Here is a 26,146-nt window from a genome sequence, read left to right as displayed (position 1 = left end):
GTGAAACAGGTTGTGCAGAACTACAAGAGTGGCGAGCTGGCGCTGCTCGACGTGCCGGTGCCGGGGTGCAAGCCGGACGGCGTGCTGGTCCGGAGCGCCTACTCGCTGATCTCCACCGGGACCGAGCTCATGAAGGTGTCCGAGGCCGGCATGTCGATGGTGGGCAAGGCCCGCTCCCGGCCGGACCAGGTGGCCAAGGTCATGCAGAGCGTGGCCACCAACGGGCTGGCCGCCACCTACCGCAAGGTGAACAACCGGCTGGACTCCTACACGCCGCTGGGCTACTCGCTGTGCGGGGTGGTCGAGCAGGTCGGCACCGGGATCGACGATGTGGCGGTCGGTGACCTCGTGGCGTGCGCCGGCAATGAGCACGCGTTGCATGCCGAGCTGAACTGGGTGCCGAAGAACCTCTACGCCCGGGTGCCGGACGGTCTCGCGCCGCGGCACGCGGCCTTCGGCACCGTCGGGTCGATCGCGTTGCAGGGCGTCCGCCGTGGCGAGTCACAGCTCGGCGACGTGGCACTGGTCATCGGCCTCGGGCTGATCGGGCAGCTGGTGGCGCAGCTGCTGACCGCCTCGGGAGTCCGCGTCGTCGGGGTCGACCCCGATCCGGTGCGCGGTGAAATCGTCGAACGACTGGGCGCTTTGGCCTGCGGTGATCCCGCGTCCGCAGCCGTGAAGGCTTCCGTCGCCGAGCTCACCGAGGGTCACGGGGTGGACCAGGTGTACCTGGCCGCCGGCGGCGGCAGCAACCAGCCCGTCGAGCTGGCCGCCCGGTTGAGCCGGGACCGCGGCCGGGTCGTCGACATCGGCAAGTGCCGCCTGGACCTGCCGTGGAACGCGTACTACGAGAAAGAGCTCGACGTCCGGTTCTCCCGCTCGTACGGCCCCGGACGCTACGACCCGGAGTACGAGCTTGAGGGGCGCGATTACCCGATCGGCTACGTGCGCTGGACGGAGCGCCGCAACCTGGCGTGTTTCCTCGATCTCCTCGCCCGCGGCCGCGTCGACGTGGAGCCCTTGGTCTCCCACATCGCCGACTTCGATGACGCCGTCGAGACGTACCAGCGCCTGAAGGACGGCGACCTGAAGGCCGTGGCCGTACTGTTCCGCTACCCCGGCCCCGCTGAACACCCAGCCGAAGCGGGGGCCCCGGCGGTGGCCGTGCCCGCGGTGCGACGCGGCGGCGGAGTGTCCACCCCAGCCCGGTCTGCCAAGGCGCCGGTGCGCCTCGCGTTCGCCGGCGCGGGAAACTACGCGACGTCGATGCTGCTGCCGCACCTGGCACAGCGCGACGGCGTCGAGTTGGCCAAGGTCGTCACCACGACGGCGCTGTCGGCGGCCAACGCGAAGCGGAAGTTCGGCTTCGCCGAGGCGACCACCGATCTCGACGCCATGCTCGGCGACCCGTCCATCGACGCGGTGTTCGTGGTCACCCGGCACAGCTCGCACGCTGAGCTGACCCGCAGAGCGCTGCTGGCCGGCAAGGCGGTGTTCGTGGAGAAGCCGTTGGCGCTCACCGAGGACGAGCTGGCCGGCGTGCTCGCGGCGGTGGAGGAGTCCGGCAACGACCGGGTGCAGGTGGGCTTCAACCGCCGGTTCGCACCGATGCTGCAGGAGGCCAGGAAGCGGTTCGGGGCCCGGACCGGTCCGGCGAGCGTCCGCTACCTGGTCAACGCGGGCCGGCTGGAGCACGGCAGCTGGTACCTCCAACAGGGCACCGAGGGCTCGCGGTTCGCCGGCGAGGGCGGGCACTTCATCGACACGGTGAGCTGGCTGCTCGCGGCCGACCCGGTCTCGGTGTACGCGGTCGCCACGCCCCGCAACGAGGACAGCGGTGACCTTCAGGTGGTGCTGCGCTACCCGGACGGGTCCACCGCCACCATCAGCTACGTCACCACCGGCCCGGCCGGCTTCCCCAAGGAGACGCTGGACCTGGTCGCGGACGGCCACGCGCTGCGGCTCGACGACTTCGTCCGAGCCGCTGTCTACGACGGCCGCCGCAAGCGGTGGGTCAGCTCGCGGCTGCCCAAGGCCCGGGACAAGGGCCAGCGCGCCGAGCTGGACGCGTTCCTCGCGGCCGTACGGACCGGCGGGCCGATGCCGGTGCCGCTGGAGTCGCTGGTGGCCACCACGGCGGCCACCCTCGCTGTGCGGGCCAGCCTGGTCGGCGGCGCGCCGGTGACGTTGGCGAGGACGCGATGACCATGAGCGCTGCGCCGGGCTGGTATCTGCGGCGGCTGTCCCGGATGGGACCGCGGGAGGTCGGCGGCCGGGTGGGCGACGCGGTGCGCAGGCGGCGGTGGCGGTCGGCGCTGCCGGACTGCCCGAGCGTGACCGGCGCCCGGTTCACCGCGGCGCTGCCCGCGGGGAAGATAGCCGCGGTGCCACCGGACGCCGCGAAACGCGTCATCGCCGAGGCGGACCGGCTGATGGCCGGGCACGCCGAGTACTTCGGGGTGGAGCGCGGCGACCTGGCCGACCCGGACTGGTGGTACGACCCGAAGACCGGGCGCCGGGCTCCGTGGGGCTACGCCTTCGACGTGCCGTACCGGAACGAGGACGCGGTCGGGGACATCAAGCAGATCTGGGAGCTGTCCCGGCATCAGTACCTCACCGTGCTCGCCGCCGCCTACGCGATCACCGGGAACGAGCGGTACGCCGAGCGAGTGGCCGAGCACCTGCGGTGGTGGTGGGCGGCCAACGCGCCGCTGCGCGGAGTGCACTGGATCAGCGGTATCGAGCTGGGGGTCCGGCTGCTGTCCTGGGTGTGGGTCCGCCGGCTGCTCGACGGCTGGCCGGGCGTGGCCGGGCTGTTCGAGGACAACCCGGTGGCGCTGAACCAGATCTGGCACCACCAGCGCTGGCTGGCCGCCTTCCCCAGCCGGGGGTCCTCGGCGAACAACCACGCCGTCGCCGAGGCCGCCGGACAGTTCGCCGCGGCCTGCGCGTTCGGGTGGTTCCCCTCCTCGGCGCGTTGGCGAGCCGGCGCGCTGCGGTCGCTGGAGCGGCATCTGCGCGGCAACACCTTCGACTCCGGCCTCAACCGCGAGTTGGCCACCGAGTATCACGGACTTGTGCTGGAGCTCGGCCTGGCCGCGGTGGCCGAGGCGGATGCCGCCGGTGTGCCGGTCCCCGCGTCGATCCGGCTGGTGCTGCTGCGGATGACCGACGCGCTCGCCGCCATCGTGGACAGCCGGCTACGACCGCCGCGCCAGGGGGACGCGGACGACGGGCACGGTCTGGTCGTGGACGGCGCGGGCACCGACCGCTGGGCCTCGCTGCTGGCCACCGGGGACGCCGTGTTCGGCCGGCTCGCCTGGTGGCCGACGGTGACCGGCACCGATGTGCGCACACCGCTGCTGGCCGCGCTGATCCGGCCGTACTCGGACCATGGAACCGCACCGGCCGTGACCCGCCCGGCTAGCCGACCGGCCCACTTCGCCGACGCGGGGCTGACCATCCTGCGCGGTCCCGCGGAGATCTGGTGCCGCTGCGACGGTGGTCCGCACGGGTTCCTGTCCATCGCCGCGCATGCCCACGCGGACGCGCTGTCCGTAGAGGTCCGGCACGACGGGGTCGACGTGCTCGCCGACCCGGGGACGTTCTGCTACCACGGGCAGCCCGAGTGGCGGCAGTACTTCCGGTCGACCCTGGGCCACAACACCCTGCGGCTGGACGGCGGTGACCAGTCCGTCTCCGGCGGCCCGTTCCTGTGGACCCGGCATGCCCGCAGCCGCGTCCTGGTCGCGGACACATCCGACGCCTCCGACGGGGGGACGGCCCGCTGGTGCGCCGAGCACGACGGTTACCAGCCTTCCGTGCACCGCCGCCGGGTGGAGCTGACCGCCTCAGCCAAGGAGCTGCGGGTGGTTGACGAGATCCGCGGCCAACACAGTCCGCGCCGGGCCGTGCTTCTGGCGTTCCACCTCGGTCCTGCGATCGCCGCGGACCTGGTGGGGAACCGGGCGGTGCTCACCTGGACCCGGGACGGCGAGGACCGGTCCGCGGTGCTCGACCTGCCCGGGCAGCTGTGCTGGGGGGCGCATCGCGGCGAGAGCGACCCTTCCCCAAGCTCTTCGAGCAGGGGATACCCCATTCTGGGCTGGTACTCCGCCGGCTTCGGGCGCAAGGAACCCACCACAGCGCTGGTCGGCACCGGCTTCACCGATGGCGCCGAGGAGTTCACCACCGTACTCAGGTTCCGGGGCTAGGGAGAACGCGTGGGGATCAAGTGGCGGAAGGGGCCGTTGCCGGTGGCGGCGCTGGCCCTGCTGGCGACCGGTTGTGTGAGCTCACCGGGCGCCCGGGCGGAACCGACCGTTGCGCCATCCGCGTCCGACACCCGGTCCGTGGCCCGGGTGTGCGCCAAGCCTGCGGCCGGGCCGGCCAAGGCGCCGGCGGACGCGGTGACGGTCGACCCCGCGGTGGTCGGTGACCTGGCTGCGAAGACCCGGAGCAGCCCCCCGGACACCACGTTCTGGCTTCGACCGGGCAGGCACAGGCTCAAGCCGGAGCGCCACGCCCAGGTCATCCCCAAGAAGGGGAACCGCTACCTCGGCGCGCCGGGCGCGGTGCTCGACGGCCGGAAGACCAACCAGTACGCGTTCGGCGGTACGGCCCGCGACATCGCCATCCGCCACCTGACCGTGCAGGGTTTCGTCGCGCCGCATGACGAGGGCGTGGTCAACCATGACTCGGCCGACGGATGGGTGATCGAGCACGCGAAGATCCAGTACAACTCCGGCGCCGGGCTGATGGCCGGTGCCCGCCAGCGGGTCCGCGCCAGCTGCCTGCGCGGCAACGGCCAGTACGGCATGAACGCGTACAAGGGCACCGGCCCTCTCCGCGGCCTGGTGGTCGAGGGCAACGAGATCGTGGGCAACAACCGCGGCGACTGGGAGCGGCGGCGGCCGGGCTGCGGCTGCACCGGAGGCGTCAAGTTCTGGGCCGTCAACGGCGCCGACATACGCGGCAACTGGGTGCACGACAACCGCGGAGTCGGGTTATGGGCGGACACCAACAACAACGACTTCCGCATCGAGGACAACGTGCTCGAAGCCAACGACGGTGCCGCGCTGATCTACGAGACCAGCTACAACGCGGTCATCCGGAAGAACACGATCCGGCGGAACAACTGGGTCGAGGGCCGCAAATACGCCGACCGCGGCGACAACTTCCCGTACGCGACCATCTACCTGTCCGAGTCCGGCGGCGAACCACGCGTCCGAGCCCGCACGGACAAGATCGAGGTCTACCGGAACGTGCTGGAGAACAACTGGTCCGGGATCACCCTGTGGGAAAACGCCGACCGGTTCTGCAACAGCCCGGCCAACACCTCCTCCGGTGACTGCACGCCACTGGTGCGGGACACCGACCGCTGCGCGCGGCCGGCGATCGCCACCGCGCCGCTCTACGCCGACTGCCGGTGGAAGACCCAGCGGGTGGACATCCGCGCCAACCGCTTCGTGCTGGACAAGTCCGTCGTCAAGTGCACGGTGAAGTGCGACCGGATGGCGGTGCTGGCCAACTACGGCACCTATCCGCACTGGTCGCCGTACAAGGGCGAGCGGGTGGCCGAGGCGATCACCCACAAGCAGCACAACCGCTGGCACGACAACGTCTACCTCGGACCATGGACATTCGTCGCCCACGACCCGAGCCGGGTGCTCGACTTCGGGCAGTGGCAGGGCACGCCGTATGAGCAAGACGCGGGCAGCACCCTCGACCCACGGGCCGGTGGTTGAGATGGGCGGGGACCTGCGGCGCGGTGGGCTGCCGGGCGGACCGGACACGGCGGGCACGCGGCCCGGCGCCGAACCGCGCCCTGCCGGCACACCGAAGCTCGTCGGGATCGTCTGGGGGTTGCTGATCCTCAACACGCTCGGCTCCGCCGGGGCGAAGACCATCATCCCGCTGCCCCGCTCCCTCATCCAGATCGTCACCATGGGCGCGCTGCTCGCCGCGTTCACGCTGGCGCTCGCACTCAATCTCCGGCTGCGCGTCCGGGCCAGCGCCTTCGTGTTCCTGCTCACCCTGCTGCTGGTGCCGAGCGTGATCTCCAGCGTGCAACTGGAGTCCGGGTTCGGCGCGCTGTTCCGCTGCGCCCGGCTGGCTCTCTTCGTCGGCACGCTGTGGCTGCTCAGCCGCTGGTGGGACGGCAGCCTGACGTTCGTCCGGCACCACATCCGGATGTACTTCGCGGTGCTCGGTTCGGTCGCCGCCGGCGCGGTCGTCTCACCGGGCGCGGCCATGCCCGAGCTCTACGGCGGGCGGCTGGTCGGCGCGTTGTGGCCGCTCACCCCGCCGCAGATCGGACAGTACGCCGCGGTGATCATCGGGCTCACCGTGCTGCTCGTCCTGGGCCGCCGGACCGACAGGGCCAGCGCGGCGGTCATCATCGTGCCCTCACTCATCCTGCTCGCGTTGACCCATACCCGGACGGCCACGCTCGGCCTGCTCATCGGGTTGGCGTTGGCGATCGGCTCGCTCATCCTGACCAGCGCCGCCGCCCGCCGGTTCTTCGCCTGGGCGGTGCTGTGCGCCACGGTGGCCGCGGTGGGGTTCGCCCCCGCCCTACGGGCGTGGTTCCTGCGCGGACAGGACCAGGAGCACCTCACCAGCCTCACCGGCCGGGCCAAGGTCTGGGACGCCCTGCTGGCAGCACCCCGGACGACCGGGGAGAAGTTGTTCGGCATGGGCCTGGGCGACAAGTCGTTCGGCGGGCTGCCGATCGACAACAGCTGGCTGGCCGTTTACCACGAGCAGGGCTGGACCGGCGTCGCCCTCGTGGCGGCGGTCATCATCGTGCTGGGCGGCGTCGCGTTGCTGCGGCCACCGTCACTGGCCAGGGCTTGCGCGATCTTCCTGATCAGCTACTGCGCGATCGCGTCGTACACCGAGGCCGGTCTTGGTGACGCCTCGCCGTATCTGCTGCATCTGGCCCTGGCGGCCTCGCTGCTGGCGGCACCTGCCGCGGCCACGCCCCTCTCGGCGCCCGCAGTCCCCCGGCCACATATCCCGCGATGGGCCCAGGATCGGAGATGACCTCAAGCATGCACGTCCTCGTGGTGCACAACCGCTACTCCTCGGCGCAGCCGAGCGGGGAGAACAAGGTCGTCGACCAGGAGGTGGAGCTGCTGCGCGCGGCCGGCCACCGGGTCGAGGTGTTCGAGCGGCGCAGCGACGACATCGCCGCCCGGTCCCTGCTGGGCAAGGCCGCGCTGCCGCTGCTGGTGCCGTGGAACCCGGCGGTCCGCGCGGAGCTCGCCGCCCGGCTGCGCACCGAGCGGCCGGACGTGGTGCACGTCCACAACGTCTTCCCGCTCCTGTCCCCCGCGGTGCTGGCCGCCTGCGCCGACGCCGACGTGCCCGCCGTCGCCACGCTGCACAACTACACCCAGGTCTGCCCGCCCGGCACACTGCAGCGGGACGGCCGGCCGTGCACCGAGTGCGTCGGCTCCGCGCCGCTGCCCGCCGTCCGGCACGGCTGCTACCGCGGCTCCCGGCTGGCGACGGTGCCGCTCGCGGTCAGCCTGTCGGTCAACCGGCGGCGGTGGTGGTCCGGCGTGGAGCGGTTCTTCTGCATCTCCGCGGCGCAGCGCGATGTCCTGGTGCGGGCCGGCATGCCGGCCGAGCGGCTGGCGGTGAAGCACAACTTCGTGCCAGAGCCGGACGCCCGCCGATCGGGCGCCGGCGAGCATCTGCTCTATCTCGGCCGACTCGCGGAGGCCAAGGGCGTGCGGCTGCTCATGGCCGCGTGGGACGAGATCGCCGCGGACGGCGGGGTGGGCGTGCCGCTCGTGGTCGCCGGCGCGGGGCCACTGGAGCCAGAGGTGACCGCCTGGGCGGCGGGCCGGGACGACGTGCGCTGCGTCGGCTTGTACGACCCGGCGCAGTGCCGGCAGGTCATCGCGGGGTCGATCGCCGTGGTGGCTCCCTCGACGTGGCTGGAAGCGTTCGGCCTGGTGGTCGTGGAGGCGATGGCGGCGGGGGTCCCGGCCGTCGCCGCCGGTCACGGCGCCTTCGTCGAACTCGTCGAGGACGGGGTGACCGGGCTGCTGCACCAGCCGGGCGAGGTCGCCTCGCTCGCGTCGTGCCTGCGCCGGATCACCTCCGGGTCGGAGCGCAACCGGGAGATGGGCCAGGCGGCCCGGCGCCGTTACGAGCAGGGGTTCAGCCCGGCCATCGGTCTTGAGCGCCTGGTGGAGGGATACCGCACCGCGATCGCGGGTCGGTCCGGCGGCGGGGACAGCCCGCCGCCGGTAGGGGACGGAAGCACTGGCTCGCGGCGGAGCACCCGCGCGGGCAGGGATGGGGGCAGTAGATGACACGATGCCGACTCTGCGGCTCGGCGGCGATGGCAAGCGTCGTCGATCTTGGAGCGACCCCGCCATGCGAGAGTTTTCTCGCCGCGGACCAACTGGACCAACCGGAGCCGGCGTACCCGCTGCACCTGCGGGTCTGCACCGACTGCTGGCTCGCGCAGATCCCTCCGCTGATCACCCCGGAGGAGACGTTCACGCAGTACGCGTACTTCTCCTCCTACTCGACCTCCTGGTTCGAGCACGCGCGCACGTTCGTCGCCGACGCCATACAGCGGCTGGGTCTCGACTCCAAGGAGAAGGAAGCCTTCGTGGTCGAGGTCGCGAGCAACGACGGGTACCTGCTGAGGCACATGGTGGACCGCGGGGTCCGCTGCCTCGGCATCGAGCCGTCGGTGAACGTCGGCGCCGCGGCGCGGGACGCGGGTGTGCCCACGCTCACGGAGTTCCTGGACCCGGCCACCGGCTCGGCCGTCCGCGCCGAGAACGGCCCGGCGGACCTGGTCGTGGCCAACAACGTGTACGCGCACATCCCCGACGTGGTCGGGTTCACCCGGGGGCTGCGCGCCCTGGTCGCCGACGACGGCTGGGTCTCCATCGAGGTGCAGCACCTGCTGACCCTGATCGAGGAGAACCAGTACGACACCATCTACCACGAGCACTTCCAGTACTACACGGTAGCGTCCGCGACCCGGGCGCTGGCGAGCGGCGGACTCACGCTCGTGGACGTCGAGCTGCTGCCCACGCACGGCGGCTCCATCCGGCTGTGGGCCCGGCCGACCGAGGTGGCCGGCGAGCCGGCCGATGGAGTCTCCCCTGCTCCGGGGGCCTCTCCCGGCCGAAGGCCGGGGGGGAAGCCGGGAGCTTGGGGAAGGGTGGCCGACGTCCTTGACCGGGAGAAGGCCGCCGGGCTACAGGAGCTGGCCGGGTACACCGAGTTCTCCGCTCGGGTGGCCAAGGTGCGCCGGGACCTCCTGCGGTTCCTCATCGAGGCGGCCGAGCGCGGCGAGACGGTCGTCGGCTACGGAGCCCCGGGCAAGGGCAACACCCTGCTCAACCACTGCGGCATCCGGCCCGACCTGCTCCCGTACACGGTCGACCGCAACCCCTACAAGCACGGCAGGTTCACCCCGGGCACCCGCATCCCGATCCTGCCGCCCGAGCGGATAGCCGCCGACAGACCGGACTACGTGCTCGTCCTCCCGTGGAACCTGCGGGCCGAGCTGGTCGAGCAGCTGTCCTTCGTGCATTCCTGGGGCGGCCGGCTGGTCTTTCCCATCCCGGAACTGAGCATTGTCGAGGTCAAGCCATGAAGGTCGTACTGTTCTGCGGCGGTTACGGGCTGCGGATGCGCAACGGGACGTCCGACGACATGCCCAAGCCGATGGCGATGGTCGGCCCGCGGCCGCTGATCTGGCACGTCATGCGCTACTACGCGTCCTTCGGGCACAAGGAGTTCATCTTGTGTCTCGGATACGGGGCGCACCACATCAAGGACTTCTTCCTCAACTACGAGGAGACGACGTCCAACGACTTCGTGCTGCGCAACGGGCAGACCGAGCTGCTGTCCACCGACATCGCCACGTGGACGATCACGTTCGTGCAGACCGGCATCGAGTCACCGATCGGGGAGCGGCTGCGCCGGGTGCGGCACCACCTGGACGGCGACGAGATGTTCCTCGCCAACTACGCCGACGTACTCACCGACGCCCCGCTGCCGGAGATGATCGACCGGTTCGCCCGACGCGACGCCGGTGCGTCGATGATGGTGGTGCCGCCGCAGTCCTCGTTCCACTGTGTGGACCTGGGCGAGGACGGCCTGGTGGGGGGCATCACCGCGGTGAGCGAACTGCCGCTGTGGGAGAACGGCGGCTACTTCGTGCTCCGCCAGGAGGTCTTCGACCACATCCCGGAGAACGGGGACCTGGTCGCTGACGGATGCGCCCGACTGGCCAAGCGCGGCCGGTTGGTGGCGTACCGGCACCGCGGCTTCTGGAAGCCGACCGACACCGTGAAGGAGCGGGCCGCGCTCGATGACGCGTACGCCCGGGGCGACCGCCCGTGGGCCGTGTGGGAACGGGACGGCGCGGGGGCGAGCGTGACCGGCGGCAGGGTCGGCGCCGGAACGAGGACCGCGTGATCCGGCTCGGGCCCTGCCGCCTGGAGCGGCTCGTCGCGGTAGGCGCGCACTGCGACGACATCGCCATCGGCGCCGGCGGCACGCTGCTGACGATGTGCCTCGCGCACCCGGGTATCCGCATCGACGCGCTGGTGCTCTCCGGCGGTGGCGGCGAGCGGGAGCAGGAGGAGCAGGCCGCGCTCACCGCCTTCTGCCCGGGCGCCGACCTGCGGCTGACCGTGCTCAAGCTGCCGGACGGCCGGCTGCCCGCGCAGTGGGAGGAGGCCAAGGCCGCAATCGAGGAGCTGCGCGAGCGGACCGAGCCGGATCTCGTACTGGCCCCGCGTACCGAGGACGCCCACCAGGACCACCGCGGCCTGGCGAAACTGATGACCACCGCATTCCGCGACCACCTCGTGCTCGGCTACGAGATCGTCAAGTGGGACGGCGACCTCGGCCGTCCGGCGGCGTACCAGCCGCTGTCGCCGGAGATCGCCGAACGGAAGGTGCGGCTGCTGCGGGAGCACTACCCCTCGCAACGGCACCGGCCCTGGTACGACCGGGAGGCCTTCCTCGGTCTCGCACGCATCCGCGGCATCGAATGCCACGCGCGCTACGCCGAGGCGTTCGCCGTCACCAAACTCACGCTCACTCTGGGGGGATGAACCTTGCGCGTACTGCTGACCGGACACCAGGGCTACCTGGGCACCGTGATGGCCCCGGTCCTCACGGCCGCCGGGCACGAGGTCGTCGGTCTTGACGCCGGCCTGTTCGCCGACTGCGTCCTTGGCCCGCCACCCGCCGACCCTCCCCCAGTCGGCGCTGGCGCGCCTGTGGGCGGTGCCCCCATGGGGCATCGGGTGGACCTGCGCGACGTCACAGCCGAACACGTGGCCGGGGTGGACGCCGTGATCCACCTGGCCGCGCTGTCCAACGACCCGCTGGGATCGCTGGCGCCGGACCTCACCTACGACATCAACCACCACGCGTCCGTGCGGCTGGCCCGGCTCGCCCGCGACGCCGGAGTGCGGCGCTTCCTGTACGCGTCGACGTGCTCGGTCTACGGCGCCGCCGGCGGCGGTGGCTCGGCGGACTTGGTGACCGAGGACGCCCCGCTGCGCCCGGTGACGCCGTACGCGGAGTCCAAGGTGCGGGTCGAGGACGACCTGCACACGCTGTCCGACGGCGACTTCAGTCCGGTGTACATGCGCAACGCCACCGCCTTCGGCTACTCACCCCGGCTGCGCGCCGACATCGTGCTGAACAACCTGGTGGGCCACGCGCTCCTGTCCGGCGAGGTGCTGGTGCTCTCCGACGGCACCCCCTGGCGCCCGCTGGTGCACGCCGCCGACATCGCACGGGCCTTCGCGGCCGCGCTGACCGCGCCACGGGAAGCGGTGCACGACCGGGCGTTCAACATCGGCAGTGAGATCAACAACGTCACGGTCGCCGAGATCGCCGAGCAGGTCGCCGAGGCGGTGTCCGGCTCGCGGGTGGTGATCACCGGGGAGACCGGTGCCGATCCGCGGTCGTACCGGGTGGACTTCTCCCGGTTCCGCGCCGCGGCGGACGGCTTCGACTGCGAGTGGACGGTGAAGCAGGGCGCGCTCGAACTCGCCGACGCCTACCGGAAACACGGGCTGACCCGGGAGGACTTCGAGCGACGCTTCACCCGGCTTGCCGTGCTGCGCGCGGCGTCCGACGCCGGTGCCGTCGACGACACCCTGCGGTGGCGCCGGTGACCGCGACCGGCGAGCGGATGCACGCGCTGGTGGAGCGGCTGTACCCGCTGTGCCGGAGCATCACCGGGGGCGGTGTGCGCGCCACCCTGGAGATCGTCGGCGAGTACGTTCCGCTTCAGGTGCACGAGGTGCCGACCGGGACGCGGGTGCTCGACTGGACGGTGCCGCAGGAGTGGAACATCCGCGACGCGTACATCGCCGACACCGCCGGCAACCGGGTCGTCGACTTCGCCGCGTCCAGCCTGCACGTGCTCGGCTACAGCGTGCCGGTGTCGGCGACCATGCCGCTGGCCGAGCTGCGCGGACACCTGCACACCCTGCCGGACCACCCGGCCTGGGTGCCGTACCGCACCAGCTACTACCGACCGGAATGGGGATTCTGCCTGGCCCAGGAGACCTTGGACGCGATGCCGGACGGCGAGTACGAGGTGCGCATCGACTCCACACTCACCGATGGCCACCTCACCTACGCCGAGCACGTGGTCCCCGGGCAGGTCCCCGACGAGGTGATCGTCTCCTGCCACGTCTGCCACCCGTCGCTGGCCAACGACAACCTGGCGGGCATCGCGGTGGCGACGTTCCTGGCCCAAGAGCTGGCGGAGAGAACGCCGTGGTACACCTACCGGTTCCTGTTCGCGCCCGGCACCATCGGGGCGATCACCTGGCTGGCCCGCAACGCGGAGCGGATGGAACGGGTCAAGCACGGTCTGGTGCTGGCCTGCGCCGGCGACCCGGGACGGCTGACGTACAAGCAGAGCAGGCGCGGCGACGCGGAGATCGACCGGGTGATGCGACATGTGCTGGCCGCCTCCGAACGCCCGCACCACGTCACCGAGTTCACTCCATACGGCTACGACGAGCGGCAGTTCTGCTCGCCCGGGTTCGACCTCGGCGTGGGCTCGCTCAGCCGGACCCCGTACGCCGGCTACCCCGAATACCACACCTCGGCGGACAACCTGGACTTCGTCTCCCCGGAGGCGATGGCGGACACTCTCGCCGTCTGCCGCGAGGCATTCGCCGTCCTGGACCGCAACCGGCGGTACCTCAACCTCAGCCCCTACGGCGAACCACAGCTGGGCCGACGCGGGTTGTACGACGCGGTCGGCGGCCGCAGCGACGCGAAGCAGGCCCAGATGGCCATGCTCTGGATGCTCAGCCTCTCCGACGGCGAGCACAGTCTGCTGGACGTCGCCGAGCGGTCCGGGCTGCCGTTCGGCACCGTCGCCGCCGCGGCCGACGCCCTGCACGACGCCGGGCTGATCAAGGCATGACGCCGATGACCACCGAGGGGGAGAACACGACGGCACCGGCCCCGGCCAGACAGGCCCGGCCCACCGCCAAGCGGGCCATCGTCGGCCGGCTGTCCTGGGGACTGGCCGACCAGGCGGCCTCCAGCATGACCAACTTCGCGGTGGGGATCTACGTGGCACGCTCGCTCGGGCTGGCCGCGTTCGGCGTCTTCAGCCTGGCCTGGGTGACCTACGGCGTGGTGCTCGGCGTCTCCCGCGGGCTGGCCACCGACCCGCTCGTGGTGCGCTTCAGCGGCGTGCCGACCGCGTCCTGGCGCACGGCGGTGGCCCGGTCGTCGGGTACCGCGCTCGGCGTCGGTGCCGCCCTCGGCGCGGCGTGTCTGGTGATCGGCCTTGCTCTCGGCGGCAGCGTGGGGTCCGCGTTCGCCTGCCTCGGCGTCGTGCTCCCCGCACTGCTGTTACAGGACGCCTGGCGGTACTCGTTCTTCGCCGCCGGCACCGGGCGGAAGGCGTTCGTCAACGACCTCGTGTGGGGCGTCGCGCTCGTCCCGGCCATGGTGGTGGCGGCCCGCGTGGGCAGCGTGGCCGCATATCTGCTCGCCTGGGGCGCGTCCGCCGCCGTGGCCGCGGGGTACGGCTGCCTCCAGTCCGGCATCCGGCCCCACATGACCGGAGCGCGCCAGTGGGTTCGCGAGCACCGCGACCTCGGTTACCGGTACCTGGTCGAGAACACCTGCGTCAGCGGCGCGAGCCAGCTGCGGGCGTACGGACTCGGCGCGATCGTCGGGGTCAGCGCGGTGGGTGTGACCCGGGGCGCCGAGCTCCTGCTCGGCCCCTTCCTCGCTGTGCTGATGGGTCTTTCGCTGGTCACCGTCGCGGAGGCGGCACGGGTGCTGCGGCGGGCCCCGCACCGCCTTGGCATGTTCTGCCTCCTGCTCAGCGCAGCACAGGCCGTCGCCGCGCTGCTCTGGGGCGCGGCGCTGCTGCTGGTGCCGGACCGGGCCGGCGAGCTCGTGCTCGATGGCGTCTGGCACTCCGCCTCGGAGCTCATCGTTCCGGCCACGCTCGGCGTCGCGGGCGCCGGCCTCGGCGTCGGCGCGGCGGCCGGGCTGCGCGCGCTCGGCGCGGCCCGACGCAGTCTGCGCTCCCAGCTGTTCGCCTCCGCCTGCTACGTCGGCGGTGGGCTCGGCGGGGCGGCCGTGGCCGGCACGGTCGGCTCGGCCTGGGGCGTCGCCGCCGCGACCGTGGGCGGCTCGGCCGTGTGGTGGCTGCACCTGCGGTCCGCCCTGCGCGAGCGCCACCAGAACCCCATCCGCGAAGTGAGGACGCCATGACCGCGTTGCGCCGCTTACCCCGGTTGAGCATCGGACTGCCCGTGTACAACGGCGAGGAGTACCTCGCCGAGGCGCTCGACGCCCTGCTCGGCCAGACCTACGAGGACTTCGAGCTGGTCATCTCCGACAACGCCTCGACCGACGGGACCCAGGACATCTGCCGCCGGTACGCCGCGCGGGACTCTCGTATCCGGTACCTACGGCTGCCCCGGAACGTCGGCGCCGCGCCGAACCACAACCATGTGTTCACCGAGTGCCACGGCGAGCTGTTCAAGTGGGCCTCACACGACGACCTGTACGCCCGGGACCTGCTGCGGCGCTGCGTGGAGGCGCTGGACGGGCGGCCTGAGGTGATCCTCGCGCACAGCGGCCAGGCGGTCATCGACGGCGACGGCCAGGTGAAGGTCCCGTACGAGTACGGGCTCGCCACCGACTCGCCGCACCCGCCGGAGCGCTTCCGCAGTCTGCTGTTCGAGCCCGGTGGCGACGACTTCTACGGGGTGATGCGGGCCGACGTGCTGCGCCAGGTGAAGCCGCACGACAGCTACCACCACGCGGACCGCACGTTCGTCGCCGAGATCGCCCTGCACGGGCCCTTCCACCAGGTGCCGGAGCTGCTGTACTTCCGCCGTGACCACCCCACCCGCGCCGAGCGGGCGAACCCGGGCAAGCGCTCCCGGTGCGTCAACCTGGACCCGCGCCGGGCAGGCCCGCTGCACCCGACGCCCCGGCTGCTCGCCGAGTACGTCTGGGGGTTCGTCGCGGCGATCCGGCGGGCGCCGTTGTCCCCGGCCGACCGGCGCGCGTGCTACCGCCACCTGGTCGCATGGATGGCCAGCCGGGTCCGGCCGGGCGCCGGTGAACGGGTCGAGGACCGCGCCCCGGTCGACCCGGGCCGGCTCTCTGTCTCCGTCGACGCCCTCGTCGCCGGCCGTGAGGGCAGGCAGGCATGAAGTCCGCGAACGGGGCTCCGGTGCGCGTCGGGGTGTTCGGCCTGCTCGGCTCCGGCAACCTCGGCAACGACGGGTCGCTTGAGGCCGTGCTCGGGTACCTCCGCGCCGCGCACCCGGGGGCGGTCGTGGACGCGCTGTGCGGCGGACCCGAAGTCGTCGCGACGCGGTACCGGGTCCCCGCGACGCGGCTGCACTGGTACCGCGGGGAGTACCGGACCGCGTCGCGTACGGGCGCGATCGCGGCGAAGGGCCTGGGCAAACTCGTCGACGCCTTCCGCACCGCCGCCTGGGTGCGCCGCCACGACGTGGTGATCGTGCCGGGCATGGGCGTCCTGGAGGCCACGCTGCCGCTGCGGCCGTGGGGCTTCCCGTACTCGCTGTTCCTGCTCTGCGCGACCGGCCGGCTGCTTGGCACCCGGGTCGCGCTGGTCAGTGTCGGCGCCGCCGCGATCGGCCGCCGGCCTACCCGAGCCCTGGTGCGCTGGTCGGCGCGGCTGGCCACGTACCGGTCGTACCGGGACGTCCTGTCCCGCGACGCGATGCGGGCGATGGGCGTGGACACCGCGCGCGACGAGGTCTACCCGGACCTCGCCTTCGCCCTGCCGACGCCGACGCCGACGGAATGGGGTATCCCCTGCTCGGAGCCTGTCGGAGAGCCTCTCGGAGAGCTTGGGGAAGCGCCCGCGGGCCCGCCGGGCCCGGTCTGCGTCGGCGTCATGGCCTTCCACGGCGGCAACGACGACCGCGCCCGGGCCGGGGAGATCCACCGGCGCTACCTCGACGGGACGACCCGCTTCGTCCGCGCGCTGGTCGAGGACGGCAGGCCGGTCCGGCTGCTCACCGGCGACGAGGTCGACGTGCCGGTGGTCGCCGCGATCCTCGACGCGGTGGACTCGCCACTGGTCACCGCTGCCGAGGCGTCCTCGCTGGCCGACCTGATGAAGGAGATGGCGGCTGCCGACACCGTGGTGGCGACCCGGTACCACAACCTGATCTGCGCGCTGAAGGCCGGCACGCCGACGCTCGCACTCAGCTATGCGGCGAAGTGCGACGCGCTCATGGCTCAGATGGGGCTGGACGCGTACTGCCACCCGGCTCGTGAGGTCGACGCCGACCGGCTGCTTGAGCAGTTCCGGACGCTGGAGCAGCGATCGGCGGAGCTACGCCGGACCCTCACCGAGCGGAACCTGGTCGCCGCCCGGCGCCTTGAGCAGCAGTTCACCGCCTTGACCGCGGCCCTGTTCCCGGCGACCGACCACACCCACTCCCACGCCATGCGGGAGGCTCCATGAAGGCGACCGGAATCCCGGCCATCGCCGGCGCGTACCTGTTCGAGCCGACGCCGTACGCCGACGAACGCGGCTTCTTCTGCCGCACCTTCGACGCTGACGTGGTCCGCTCGGTGGGCCTCGACCCGGACACCTTCGTCCAGGACAGCGTGTCCCGCTCGGCCCGGGGCGTGCTGCGCGGCATGCACCTGCGCTCCGGCGCCGGCGAGGCCAAGCTGGTGCGGTGCTCGTACGGGAGGATCTTCGACGTCGTCGTGGACCTGCGGACGGACTCCCCGACATACCGCGACCGGGCCTTCTTCGAGCTGTCCGGCGAGACGCAGGTGACCCTGTACATCCCGGCGGGGTGCGCGCACGGCTTCCAGGCGCTGACCGAAACCGCCGACGTCTCGTACCGGATCGACCGCCCGCACGATCCGGCCGAGGCCGTGACGATCGCCTTCGACGACCCGGCGCTCGCCATTCCCTGGCCGCTGCCGGTCACATCGATGTCCCCGGGGGACCGGGAGGCGCCGAGCCTGACCGAGGTCCTGCAGCAGAGGGAGAGTTGAGGCCGGCGTGGACACCGAAGACACGGTAGGCACCGAAGAGTTCCAGCTGCCCCGCTCGCGGCTGGCGAACGAGCGGCTGCACGCCATGATCCCCGGGGGCGCGCACACCTACGCCAAGGGCGACGACCAGTACCCCGAGCACCTGGCCCCGGTCATCAGCCACGGCCGCGGTGCCCACGTGTGGGACATCGACGGCAACCGCTACGTCGAATACGGCTCCGGCCTGCGGTCGGTCAGCCTCGGCCACGCCCACCCACGCGTGATCGAGGCGGTGCGGCGGGAACTCGACCGCGGCGGCAACTTCGTCCGGCCGTCCATCGTGGAGGTCGAGGCCGCGGAACGTTTCCTGGCCACCGTGCCGACCGCCGAAATGGTGAAGTTCGCGAAGAACGGCTCCGACGTCACCACCGCCGCGGTACGCCTCGCCCGCGCCGTGACCGGGCGCCCGCGGGTGGCCATCTGCGGCGACCAGCCGTTCTTCTCCGTCGACGACTGGTTCATCGGCACCACACCGATGTCCGCCGGTGTCCCGGCGTCGACCACCGAGCTCACCGTGGCGTTCCCTTACGGGGACCTGGCCGCCACCGATGAGATGCTCACCCGGTACCAGGACGAGGTCGCCTGCCTGATCCTCGAACCCGTCGGTCACACCGAGCCTTCCCCAAGCTCTCAACTTGGTTCGAGCAGGGGAGTCCCCGATCCCGGGTACCTCGCCGGGCTGCGCGAGCTGGCCGACCGGCACGGCTGCGTACTGGTCTTCGACGAGATGATCACCGGCTTCCGCTGGTCCGAGGCGGGCGCTCAGGGCCTGTACGGCGTCGTCCCCGACCTCTCCACGTTCGGCAAGGCGCTGGGCAACGGGTTCGCCGTCTCCGCGCTGGCCGGGCGACGCGCTCTCATGGAGCGGGGCGGGCTGCGCCACTCCCACGACCGGGTGTTCCTGCTGTCCACCACGCACGGTGCGGAAACGCACTCCCTGGCCGCCGCGATGGCCGTGCAAACCACCTACGTCGAGGAGGGCATCACCGCGCGGCTGCACGCCCTCGGCGAGCGGTTGGCCGCCGGTGTCCGCGACGCCGCGGCGAGCATGGGTGTAGGCGACCACATCGTCGTCCGGGGCCGGGCCAGCAACCTGGTCTTCGCCACCCTCGACGAGGACCGGCAGCCATCGCAGCAGTACCGCACCCTGTTCCTGCGCCAGCTCCTCGCGGGCGGGGTGCTCGCCCCGTCGTTCGTGGTGAGCAGCGCCCTTGACGACGCCGACATCGACCGCACCGTCGACACAGTGGCCCAGGCGTGTGCGGTGTACCGGAAGGCGCTGGACGCCGCCGATCCCACCCCCTGGCTGGCCGGGCGCCCGGTAAAGCCCGCGTTCCGCCGCCTGGCGTGACGTGACGTCAGCAACGATTCCGCCTACGGGAGTCGGCCATCCGGTCGACCAGCCACGCGGTCGCCGGTATCACCGCCAGCGCGGTGCACCAGCCGCCGAGGACGTCGGTCGGGTAGTGGGCACCCAGGGCGACCTGCGCCCAGCCCATGGCGGCCCCGGCGACCAGCGCCGCGGCGAGCACGAGTAACGTGCCGGCCGTCCTGCCGAGGCCGAGCCGACCGGTCGCGAGCAGCGACACCACGAGGGCGAGCGCGGTGACGAAGGCGGTGTGCCCGCTCGGATAGGACAGATTCCCGTCGCCGTGGATGGTGCGTCCCACCAGGGACTTGAGCAGCGTCGTCGTCCCCACGGTCATGACGGCGCCGACTACGACGAGCACCGCCGCACGAGACTGCCGCAGCAGCAGGCAGCCCGCCACGGCGGCCACGACCAGCACCGCCGCTCCGGCGGGTTCCCCCAGGAAGTCCGTGGCCAGAGCGACGCGCCGCCACGGCGGCCGCACACTCTCCGCCGTCGGCTGGATGATCCATCTGTCCACACTGCCGGGCTCGCTGTGGCCGACGTACAGGACCCCGAGCACGAGGACCACCAGCGCGGCGAGGGCGGCGATCAGCCCGAGCCACGCGCGCAGCGACGGCGGCAGCGCCGGGGGCGCCGGGGGGCCGGTCACTGTGGGGTCACGAGCCGGTCAGCGAACGGCGGATCGACACACGTCAAGCGCGGACCGGGCTGGGCCGACTTCCGGGTCCGCTCCGGCCAAGCGATCCAACGCCACTGGGCGCTGGTCGGCGCGGGCTTCGGCTTCTGCTGGCGCCAACTCCCCACCAACGAGCCCCCCGTCGTGTCCGACCTGGCCCGCGCGGGAGCCGTCAGCCTGTGCGGCCCCGAGCTCACCAGCCCGTCCCTCACCTTGGCCAAAGGCATCGGAATCAGTCCCTGCTTGCCACCCTAACCAACACTCCGACGCCGCGGGCGGGCGATCCGCGAGGAGCTGACTGCCCGGCGGCCTGCGGCCTCTGCGCACCGCGGACACGGTGGACGAGGTGGACGCGGTGCAGGGCAGCACACCCCGCCGTGCAGCCAGCATCTCGATCCTCAGGGCGCGGACAATGAACACGCATCACCGATACGCACGCACGGCGCGAGTCCCTGAGGCAGCGAGCAGCACGACCAGTACCGGTACGCCAAGGCCGACCGTGAGGCCATAACCGTCGGCAACGAGGCCGATCAAAGCCGGGCCGGTGAAAAACCCCAGGTAGCCGAGGGTCGAGACATGAGCGATCGCCCGCGTGGGATGCAGGCCCGGCACGGAACCGCTGGCCGCTATCGTCAGCGGCAGGGTGTAGGAGATGCCAAACCCGAACAGGGCCAGCCCGATCAGCCCGGCCGCCGTGCCGCCGACCACCAGTGCCGCGCCCAGGCCTAGTCCAGCTGTGAGCGTGCCGGCCAGAAACGGTCGCGCCGCCCCGAACCGCACAACCAGCCAGTCACCGACCAGACGACCTGAGAACATCGCTCCGGCGAAGACAGCGAATCCGACCGCGGCCACGGTCGTGGTCGCCGCCGTCTCGTCATGGAGATAGACCGCGGCCCAGTCGTTTGCGGCACCCTCGGCCAGCGCCACACAAAACGCCATCAGACCCAGCACCACCAGCCTGGCCGGCCAGCGCGTGCCCTTGGGGCGCCCGGTCCGGCCTGGTGTCGCAGGGGAGATCCGGTCGGTGGACGATGGCAGCAGCGACCGAGTGCCCACGGTGGCTGCTGCGACCACCAGCACGCTGACTGAGGTGAAGTGCGCGGTGATGGGCACGGCGCCGTGTTCGGCCATCGCGCCCACCAGCGAACCGCTGATCATGCCAAGGCTGTGGCATGCGTGGATGCCCGACAGCAGCGCCCGCCCGGATGCCCGTTCGACCGCCACCCCGTGCGCGTTCATCGCGACATCCACCAAGCTGTTGGCCACGGCGAAGACGAAGACGGCGACGGTCAGCTCGGTCAGGTCGTCCGCCACCAGGAGACCGGTCAGGGACACGGCGAACAGCGGCATCGTGACACGCAGTGTGCTGCGGCTGCCGACTCTTAATGTGATCATTCCGCCGAGTTGCAGCCCGAGTACCGCACCAAGGTTCAGTCCGGCGAACGCAACCGCCAGTCCGGTGTCATCCAGCCCGAGCTGGCTCTTGATCGTCGGAGTACGGGCGGCCCACGTGGCGAACAGCATGCCGGTCAGAAAGAACATCAGCCGAACCGACCAGAGCGCACCGCGATGACCTGAATCCGATGCGCGCGAGGGTGAGAAGACTGTCAGTCGCATGACCCCCCGCCTCAGGGAATGACGATGCCTCAGGGAATGACGATGCGTCGTCCCGGGTGCTTCATGGCCTGGGTGCGAAGCCCGGCGCGGCGTTCAGGATCGCCCTTGCCGGGCTGCGGCGCTTGGCTGTGGCCAGGGCCCGACCACAGCCCTCCACGCCGGGTGATCAGGTGATGTGGCCTGGCAGGAAGCCCGGCCACCATTTGCCGATGCTCTCCGCCGTAGCGCCAAAGGCACGCTGGGCCAGTGCGTGCGCGTCCGCGTCGTCCACACGGGAACCGCGCAGGGCCGGCCGCGCGGTACGCAACACCTCAGCCAGGCTGTCCTCAGCGGCCTCCAGCGTGACCGCGATGTCCTCGGTGGAGGTCGCGGCGGAGATCATGTGCACCCCGCCGTACTCCATCAGGACTCCCCGTCGCAGCAGTCCGGCATAGAACGCCTCGCCAATGGTGTCGTCGGCGAACAGCACCCGGAACATCGACGGGCACCCGAAGGCGATGGCGGGGACCGAGTACCGTTCGAAGATCTCGTTGAGTCCGAAGACCAAGGTCTGCCCCGAAGTGTGCATCGCGCCGATGGCGTCATCGGAACGAAAGACGCGCAGGGTCTCCGAAGCGGCGGCGAACGGAGTGACCTCCCGCTGGTAGGTGTAGCCGAGGTAGGCGCTCTCCGCGCCGTTGAAGACTTCCACGCGGCCGACCACGGCGGACAGGGCCATGCCGTTCGCGAGACCCTTGCTCAGCGTTATCAGGTCCGGCTGGACTTCGGCGGCCGCCGCGTAGCCGCCCAGCCCGTAGCGGAAGCCGGTCATCACCTCGTCCAGCACCAGCAAACAGCCGTGGTTGCGCACCAGTTGGTCGAGCTCCACATGGTATGAGTGCGGAAAGAAGTTGACCTCGGGTGTGAGCATCACGCAGGCCACCTCTCGCCACCGATCGGCGAGCAGCTCGGCCAGCCGGCCCAGGTCATAGCCGAAGTCCACGGTCTCCGGGTCGCGATAGGGCAGCCCTCCAAAGGCCGACTGCAGATGCCAGTCGTGCCAGCCGTGGAAGCCGCTGGTCACTACCAGTCGTCGGTTGGTGTGCGTCCGGCAGATCCGTGCCGCTGCGGTGGTGGCGCACGAACCGGTGCGGAAGAACCGGGCCCGGTCGGCCCAGGGGAACAGGAACAGCAGTCGTTCAGCGGTCTCAATGCGCGCGGAGGACAGCGTGTTCGGCGTGATGCCGCCGCGCCGCAGCGCGTCGATCGCGGCATCCACCACAGCCGGATGCCCGACTCCTAAGGGCGCGGCCCCGCTGCATGAGGTGTGGTCGATGTAGCGGTTGCCGTCAGCGTCCCAGACATAACAACCCTCGGCGCGATCGGCCACCACGGGGAAGCGCTTCTCCAAGTCCCAGCGCGGGCTCGCTGTCACCGCCTTGGCGCGGTCGATCAACATGGCCATGGTCGACACAATCGGTTCACTCCTATGTGGACGGAAGCAGATGGTCGGGGGTGGCGGGGCCGGTGCGGATCAACGGTGAGCGGCCCACCAACCCACGTGCGATGCGCAAGGCGTTGGCTTGGATGGTGAGGACGGGATTGACCCCGCCGGCGAACGGGAATACGCCAGCGTCGGCGACATAGACGTTGTCCAGATCGTGCAGTCGGCCATCCCGCGTCGTCACCGCGGTCCGCGGGTCGTTCCCCGCGCGGCATGTGCCGTGCAGATGGCGGCTGCCTCGCTGGAAGCCAGTCGGTTCGAATCGGATGCGCTCGGCATCCGCCGCGAGGAGGATGTCGGCTGCGCGCTCGGCCAGAAACCGAAGGCGTTCGGAGTCCCTGGGATGGATGTGGTAATCCAGCACCACCTGGGGCGTGCCGAACTCGTTGCGCGCTGTGGCAAGGCGCACGCGGTTGCGTTCCATCGGTTGGTCGCCTGCCAGGACGTGCAGTCGTAGCGCGTCCGCGTCTCCCCCGTATACCGGGTTGGCCTGATAAATGATGCCGCCGAGCAAACCGGGGACGTCAGCGTGCAGGTAATAGTCGCTGAAGGCAACGGTGGAATGCGGCCCGCCGGAGGCGCGGCCGGGGCTGTGGGTGGCCTGGCCGCTGACATAGCCGCTGAGCTTGACCGAGAAACCGGCACCGACCAGTCCGGAGCTGTTGCCCAGGCCGTGCGGCGCCCAACGGGTCGCCGATGCCAGCAAGAGTCTCGCGGTCTGCACGGCATTGGCCGTCAGCACGAAGTGGCGGGCCCGGGTCGTCCTGCGCTGGGCAGCGGCCACATCGATCCACTCCACCGTGTCGACCCGGCTCGGCCGGTCGCTGATCAGCGCGACCGCCCGCGCGCCGGTACGGATGGACAGCGTGGGATGGGTCCGGTCCAGAAAGCGCTGCACCGCGTCAGCCTTCGCGCCCGAGGGGCAGGCGTGTTCGGTGCAACTGCTGCACTTGGTGCAGGCCGGACGGCCCTCATAGGGACGGGAGTTGATCGCGAGTGGCGTGGGGAAGGGGCGTAGGCTCAACTGCGCTCCGGCCTCTGCGATCAGCCGACCGCGATCGTCGTAGTCGTGCGGCGGCAGTCGAGGCGGGGCAGACGGCGGCTGCCAGGGGTCCCCGAGGTCCGTCCTCGCCACGCCGAGGCGGCGTTCGATCTCGTCGTAGCAGGTATGCAAGGCCTGGTAGTCCAGCGGCCACTGGGCCGGCAGCGCCTCCGGAACCAGGTACCGGTCCGCATGGAAGTCCAGTTCGCGGTACCGGAACGCGATGGCGGCGAAGAACATCGTGCCCCCGCCCAGGGCACGGGCGGTCCACGGATTGGCCGTCCGTAGCGGATCGCCAGGGGCGAGCCCTTTTTCCCAGCTCCGCTCGGCCGTGCGCAGATTGCTGCCGGGTACTACCGGAGCCCCTTCTTCCAACAGCAAAACCGAGTGGCCCGCATCGGCCAGCTCGGTGGCGACGACAATACCGCTCGCACCCCCGCCGATCACACAGTAGTCATAAAGATCATATGAAGTCGCTGTCACGAGTATCCCCCTTGCCGCGCGCTGCGATTCAGGCTCATCCCGGTGAACCACAGGCGTGCCCGGCTGCTGATGACGCCAGCCAAAGGCCTGTCAAGTGCGTAAAGTCGCTCTGTGTCGGTTCCCTCGGCCCGCCATTCGGACCGGGATATGAAACACGGGGAGTCGGTCTGCTGGGCGATGGTGTCCTTGCGTTTTCCCCCCTCGTCGACCCGCGGCCGTTGCCCGACTTGTTCAACACGGTGTGCCCATTCTCGGCTGGTTAAGGGCCATCTTTCGGCCCTTCCCCGGTGGCTCATTTCCTTCCTTCTTGAGTGGGCTGCTCAGACCGTGTGAGCCGTGTAGCCAGTCCCCCATCACGCAGGAAGTTGAGCCCCCGCAACCAACGTTGCAGACCTCGCGCGGTACCGCGGCGTGTGATCGCCTCACGGGGCGCTGGAAGCCCACACCCTCGCGTACGCGGGGCGCGGCGGACCTCCCACAAGGCCCGAGCGAGACAGCCCGCCACCATGCCTTCACCCCGGGCCCGGCGGGGGCATACCTGGAGGTCAGGCCCTCTACCCGCTCGACGAACCCGCGTCATGGGCAGTCTGCGGTCGCGCGGCAGAAGCGTCGCACCGTCAACCGGAGCACCGTTCGGCGGCCACTGGTCGGACGCATGACGAGACGCCGTTCGTAGCGACCGCGCACGCGATGAGACAGAGCCGAGCAGCCGGGACAGGACAACACTCCCACGGCGCGGTGGGCTTGAAACCCCAACTAGGGCCAATGCCGTTGTTTTAGGTTGCGGGCGTAGGCTGCTCGGTGGTGGTCCCGGGGGTGGTTCGGGTGTCTACAAATGTGTCTGAGTTATCGGGCCTTGGGCTGTTGACTTGGGTGTATCCACCGGGGTTGGTGGATCGGGTGGTAGCCGCTTGCGGGTGTGCAGAACAACGCAAGCGGCTGCTTCCCACACGGCTGGTGGTGTACTTCGTGCTGGGGCTGGCGCTGTTCTCTCCGGCTCCGTATCTGGAAGTGATGCGGCACCTGGTGGAGGGTCTGCGAGGCCAGGGACTGCTGGGCAGCTGGCACGTGCCGGCGAAGTCCTCGCTGTTTCGGGCCCGGCAGCGGCTGGGCTCCGAGCCCTTGCACGTGCTGTTCGCCACGACAGCCAAGCCGATGGCCACTGAGGGGACACCCGGCGCGTTCTGGCGTGGACTGCGGCTGCTGGCGGTGGACGGGTCCTGCTGGGACGTCGCGGACACCGAAGCCAACGAGGCCGCCTTCGGACGTCCGGGCAGCGGCCGGGGATCGGGCAGGAGCGCGTTCCCGCAGGTGCGGATGGCTGCTTTGGTGGAAGTGGGCAGTCATGCGGTGCTGGACGCGGAACTCGCCGGCTGCCGCACCGGGGGAGTCACCCTGGTCGGCCGCCTGCCGCGTTCGGTCGGCCCGGGCCAGCTCGTCCTGGCCGACCGTGAGTTCCTCGGTGTCCCGTTGTGGCGGGCATTCACCGCCACCGGCGCTGATCTGCTGTGGCGCGTGCCCGCCAACCGCGTCATGCCGGTCACCAAGCAGTTCCGTGACGGGTCGTGGCTCTCGCAGATCCGGGCAAGCAGCGGCCCTGCCCGGGATGAGCCGGTCGTGGTCCGTGTCCTGGCCTACCAGCTGAAGGACCGGGTCAGTGAGGGCGTGGCTGACGGCTACCGCCTGGTCACCACCCTGCTGGACGCCCGACGGTATCCAGCCCGGCAGCTGGCCGCGCTCTACTGCGAACGGTGGGAGGTCGAGTCCGTCTTCGCCGAGATCAAAACCCATCAGCGTGGCGCACGCGTTGTACTCAGCGGCAAAACCCCCGATGGTGTCCGCCAGCGGATCTGGGCACACCTGTTGGTCCAC

General features: G+C 71.0%; 21 protein-coding genes. 16 read left to right on the top strand and 5 right to left on the bottom strand.

All coding sequences use genetic code 11. From position 1 onward, the window contains the following. Genes AC5P1B_RS29870 through AC5P1B_RS29800 form a run of 15 tightly spaced genes read left to right on the top strand, consistent with a single transcriptional unit; the run spans window position 1 to window position 18,952 of the window. A complete protein-coding gene (locus tag AC5P1B_RS29870; protein WP_493891080.1) occupies window positions 1–2,205 on the top strand; it encodes a bi-domain-containing oxidoreductase in 2,205 nt (734 codons plus the stop codon). After that, window positions 2,202–4,214, top strand: coding sequence for a heparinase II/III family protein (locus AC5P1B_RS29865; RefSeq protein WP_493891079.1), 2,013 nt, complete (start codon window positions 2,202–2,204; stop codon window positions 4,212–4,214). Before AC5P1B_RS29870 ends, AC5P1B_RS29865 begins: the two co-directional genes overlap by 4 nt. Window positions 4,215–4,223: 9 nt before the next feature. Next, window positions 4,224–5,747, top strand: a complete 1,524-nt coding sequence (locus AC5P1B_RS29860) for a right-handed parallel beta-helix repeat-containing protein (RefSeq protein ID WP_493891077.1) — start codon at window positions 4,224–4,226, stop codon at window positions 5,745–5,747. A gap of 1 nt (window position 5,748) precedes the next feature. Beyond that, a complete protein-coding gene (locus AC5P1B_RS29855; protein ID WP_493891144.1) occupies window positions 5,749–7,047 on the top strand; it encodes an O-antigen ligase domain-containing protein in 1,299 nt (432 codons plus the stop codon). 8 nt (window positions 7,048–7,055) lie between these two features. Further along, the gene (locus tag AC5P1B_RS29850) at window positions 7,056–8,330 is read left to right on the top strand and encodes a glycosyltransferase (protein WP_493891143.1); all 1,275 of its coding nucleotides are present in this window, start codon (window positions 7,056–7,058) and stop codon (window positions 8,328–8,330) included. After that, a complete protein-coding gene (locus AC5P1B_RS29845; protein WP_493891076.1) occupies window positions 8,327–9,637 on the top strand; it encodes a class I SAM-dependent methyltransferase in 1,311 nt (436 codons plus the stop codon). The genes AC5P1B_RS29850 and AC5P1B_RS29845 overlap by 4 nt, the downstream gene beginning before the upstream one ends. Next, window positions 9,634–10,464 carry a glycosyltransferase family protein gene (locus AC5P1B_RS29840; protein WP_493891075.1) on the top strand — a complete coding sequence of 277 codons (831 nt, stop codon included), beginning with the start codon at window positions 9,634–9,636 and terminating at the stop codon, window positions 10,462–10,464. Before AC5P1B_RS29845 ends, AC5P1B_RS29840 begins: the two co-directional genes overlap by 4 nt. Next, window positions 10,461–11,108 carry a PIG-L deacetylase family protein gene (locus AC5P1B_RS29835; RefSeq protein ID WP_493891074.1) on the top strand — a complete coding sequence of 216 codons (648 nt, stop codon included), beginning with the start codon at window positions 10,461–10,463 and terminating at the stop codon, window positions 11,106–11,108. Before AC5P1B_RS29840 ends, AC5P1B_RS29835 begins: the two co-directional genes overlap by 4 nt. 3 nt (window positions 11,109–11,111) lie before the next feature. After that, window positions 11,112–12,185 (top strand): NAD-dependent epimerase/dehydratase family protein, encoded by a 1,074-nt coding sequence (locus AC5P1B_RS29830; RefSeq protein WP_493891073.1) that lies wholly within the window; start codon window positions 11,112–11,114, stop codon window positions 12,183–12,185. Then, entirely contained in the window at window positions 12,173–13,456 is a 1,284-nt protein-coding gene (locus AC5P1B_RS29825) for a DUF4910 domain-containing protein (RefSeq protein ID WP_493891072.1), read from the top strand. Before AC5P1B_RS29830 ends, AC5P1B_RS29825 begins: the two co-directional genes overlap by 13 nt. Continuing rightward, window positions 13,453–14,769, top strand: coding sequence for a hypothetical protein (locus AC5P1B_RS29820; RefSeq protein WP_493891071.1), 1,317 nt, complete (start codon window positions 13,453–13,455; stop codon window positions 14,767–14,769). The genes AC5P1B_RS29825 and AC5P1B_RS29820 overlap by 4 nt, the downstream gene beginning before the upstream one ends. Further along, complete coding sequence (locus AC5P1B_RS29815; RefSeq protein WP_493891070.1) at window positions 14,766–15,722, top strand: glycosyltransferase family 2 protein; 957 nt, start codon at window positions 14,766–14,768, stop codon at window positions 15,720–15,722. Before AC5P1B_RS29820 ends, AC5P1B_RS29815 begins: the two co-directional genes overlap by 4 nt. Further along, on the top strand, window positions 15,719–17,014 hold the full coding sequence (locus tag AC5P1B_RS29810) for a polysaccharide pyruvyl transferase family protein (protein ID WP_493891069.1): 1,296 nt from the start codon (window positions 15,719–15,721) through the stop codon (window positions 17,012–17,014). Before AC5P1B_RS29815 ends, AC5P1B_RS29810 begins: the two co-directional genes overlap by 4 nt. Next, on the top strand, window positions 17,011–17,562 hold the full coding sequence (locus AC5P1B_RS29805; protein WP_493891068.1) for a dTDP-4-dehydrorhamnose 3,5-epimerase family protein: 552 nt from the start codon (window positions 17,011–17,013) through the stop codon (window positions 17,560–17,562). Before AC5P1B_RS29810 ends, AC5P1B_RS29805 begins: the two co-directional genes overlap by 4 nt. Before the next feature lie 7 nt (window positions 17,563–17,569). Then, window positions 17,570–18,952 (top strand): glutamate-1-semialdehyde 2,1-aminomutase, encoded by a 1,383-nt coding sequence (locus AC5P1B_RS29800; protein ID WP_493891067.1) that lies wholly within the window; start codon window positions 17,570–17,572, stop codon window positions 18,950–18,952. A gap of 7 nt (window positions 18,953–18,959) precedes the next feature. On the opposite strand, the gene AC5P1B_RS29795 is transcribed toward AC5P1B_RS29800, so the two are convergent. From AC5P1B_RS29795 to AC5P1B_RS29775, 5 genes are all read right to left on the bottom strand, one after another. Then, complete coding sequence (locus AC5P1B_RS29795) at window positions 18,960–19,622, bottom strand: phosphatase PAP2 family protein (protein WP_493891066.1); 663 nt, start codon at window positions 19,620–19,622, stop codon at window positions 18,960–18,962. 450 nt (window positions 19,623–20,072) lie between these two features. Continuing rightward, the gene (locus tag AC5P1B_RS29790) at window positions 20,073–21,191 is read right to left on the bottom strand and encodes an MFS transporter (protein WP_493891065.1); all 1,119 of its coding nucleotides are present in this window, start codon (window positions 21,189–21,191) and stop codon (window positions 20,073–20,075) included. Between the two features lie 241 nt (window positions 21,192–21,432). Next, window positions 21,433–22,710 carry an aminotransferase class III-fold pyridoxal phosphate-dependent enzyme gene (locus tag AC5P1B_RS29785; RefSeq protein WP_493891064.1) on the bottom strand — a complete coding sequence of 426 codons (1,278 nt, stop codon included), beginning with the start codon at window positions 22,708–22,710 and terminating at the stop codon, window positions 21,433–21,435. A gap of 22 nt (window positions 22,711–22,732) precedes the next feature. Next, complete coding sequence (locus tag AC5P1B_RS29780) at window positions 22,733–24,274, bottom strand: GMC oxidoreductase (protein ID WP_493891063.1); 1,542 nt, start codon at window positions 24,272–24,274, stop codon at window positions 22,733–22,735. A 576-nt stretch (window positions 24,275–24,850) separates the two neighbouring features. Further along, window positions 24,851–25,000, bottom strand: coding sequence for a transposase family protein (locus AC5P1B_RS29775; protein ID WP_493891142.1), 150 nt, complete (start codon window positions 24,998–25,000; stop codon window positions 24,851–24,853). A gap of 75 nt (window positions 25,001–25,075) precedes the next feature. Here AC5P1B_RS29775 and AC5P1B_RS29770 point away from each other — a divergent pair. Continuing rightward, the coding region (locus AC5P1B_RS29770) for an IS4 family transposase (protein WP_493891062.1) at window positions 25,076–26,146 on the top strand (1,071 nt) is incomplete at its 3' end.

This window comes from Streptomyces sp. A01 (assembly GCF_059026195.1).
Note: the sequence above shows the minus strand (reverse complement) of the source record. Positions and strands in the feature narration are given on the sequence as shown.

Excerpts from the sequence above, each read along its gene's own strand:
- AC5P1B_RS29865 (WP_493891079.1), top strand. The coding sequence starts at position 2,202 with ATGACCATGAGCGCTGCGCCGGGCTGGTATCTGCGGCGGCTGTCCCGG.
- AC5P1B_RS29855 (WP_493891144.1), top strand. The coding sequence starts at position 5,749 with ATGGGCGGGGACCTGCGGCGCGGTGGGCTGCCGGGCGGACCGGACACG.
- AC5P1B_RS29850 (WP_493891143.1), top strand. The coding sequence starts at position 7,056 with ATGCACGTCCTCGTGGTGCACAACCGCTACTCCTCGGCGCAGCCGAGC.
- AC5P1B_RS29845 (WP_493891076.1), top strand. The coding sequence starts at position 8,327 with ATGACACGATGCCGACTCTGCGGCTCGGCGGCGATGGCAAGCGTCGTC.
- AC5P1B_RS29840 (WP_493891075.1), top strand. The coding sequence starts at position 9,634 with ATGAAGGTCGTACTGTTCTGCGGCGGTTACGGGCTGCGGATGCGCAAC.
- AC5P1B_RS29820 (WP_493891071.1), top strand. The coding sequence starts at position 13,453 with ATGACGCCGATGACCACCGAGGGGGAGAACACGACGGCACCGGCCCCG.
- AC5P1B_RS29815 (WP_493891070.1), top strand. The coding sequence starts at position 14,766 with ATGACCGCGTTGCGCCGCTTACCCCGGTTGAGCATCGGACTGCCCGTG.
- AC5P1B_RS29810 (WP_493891069.1), top strand. The coding sequence starts at position 15,719 with ATGAAGTCCGCGAACGGGGCTCCGGTGCGCGTCGGGGTGTTCGGCCTG.
- AC5P1B_RS29805 (WP_493891068.1), top strand. The coding sequence starts at position 17,011 with ATGAAGGCGACCGGAATCCCGGCCATCGCCGGCGCGTACCTGTTCGAG.
- AC5P1B_RS29790 (WP_493891065.1), bottom strand. The coding sequence starts at position 21,191 with ATGTTCTTTCTGACCGGCATGCTGTTCGCCACGTGGGCCGCCCGTACT.
- AC5P1B_RS29785 (WP_493891064.1), bottom strand. The coding sequence starts at position 22,710 with ATGGCCATGTTGATCGACCGCGCCAAGGCGGTGACAGCGAGCCCGCGC.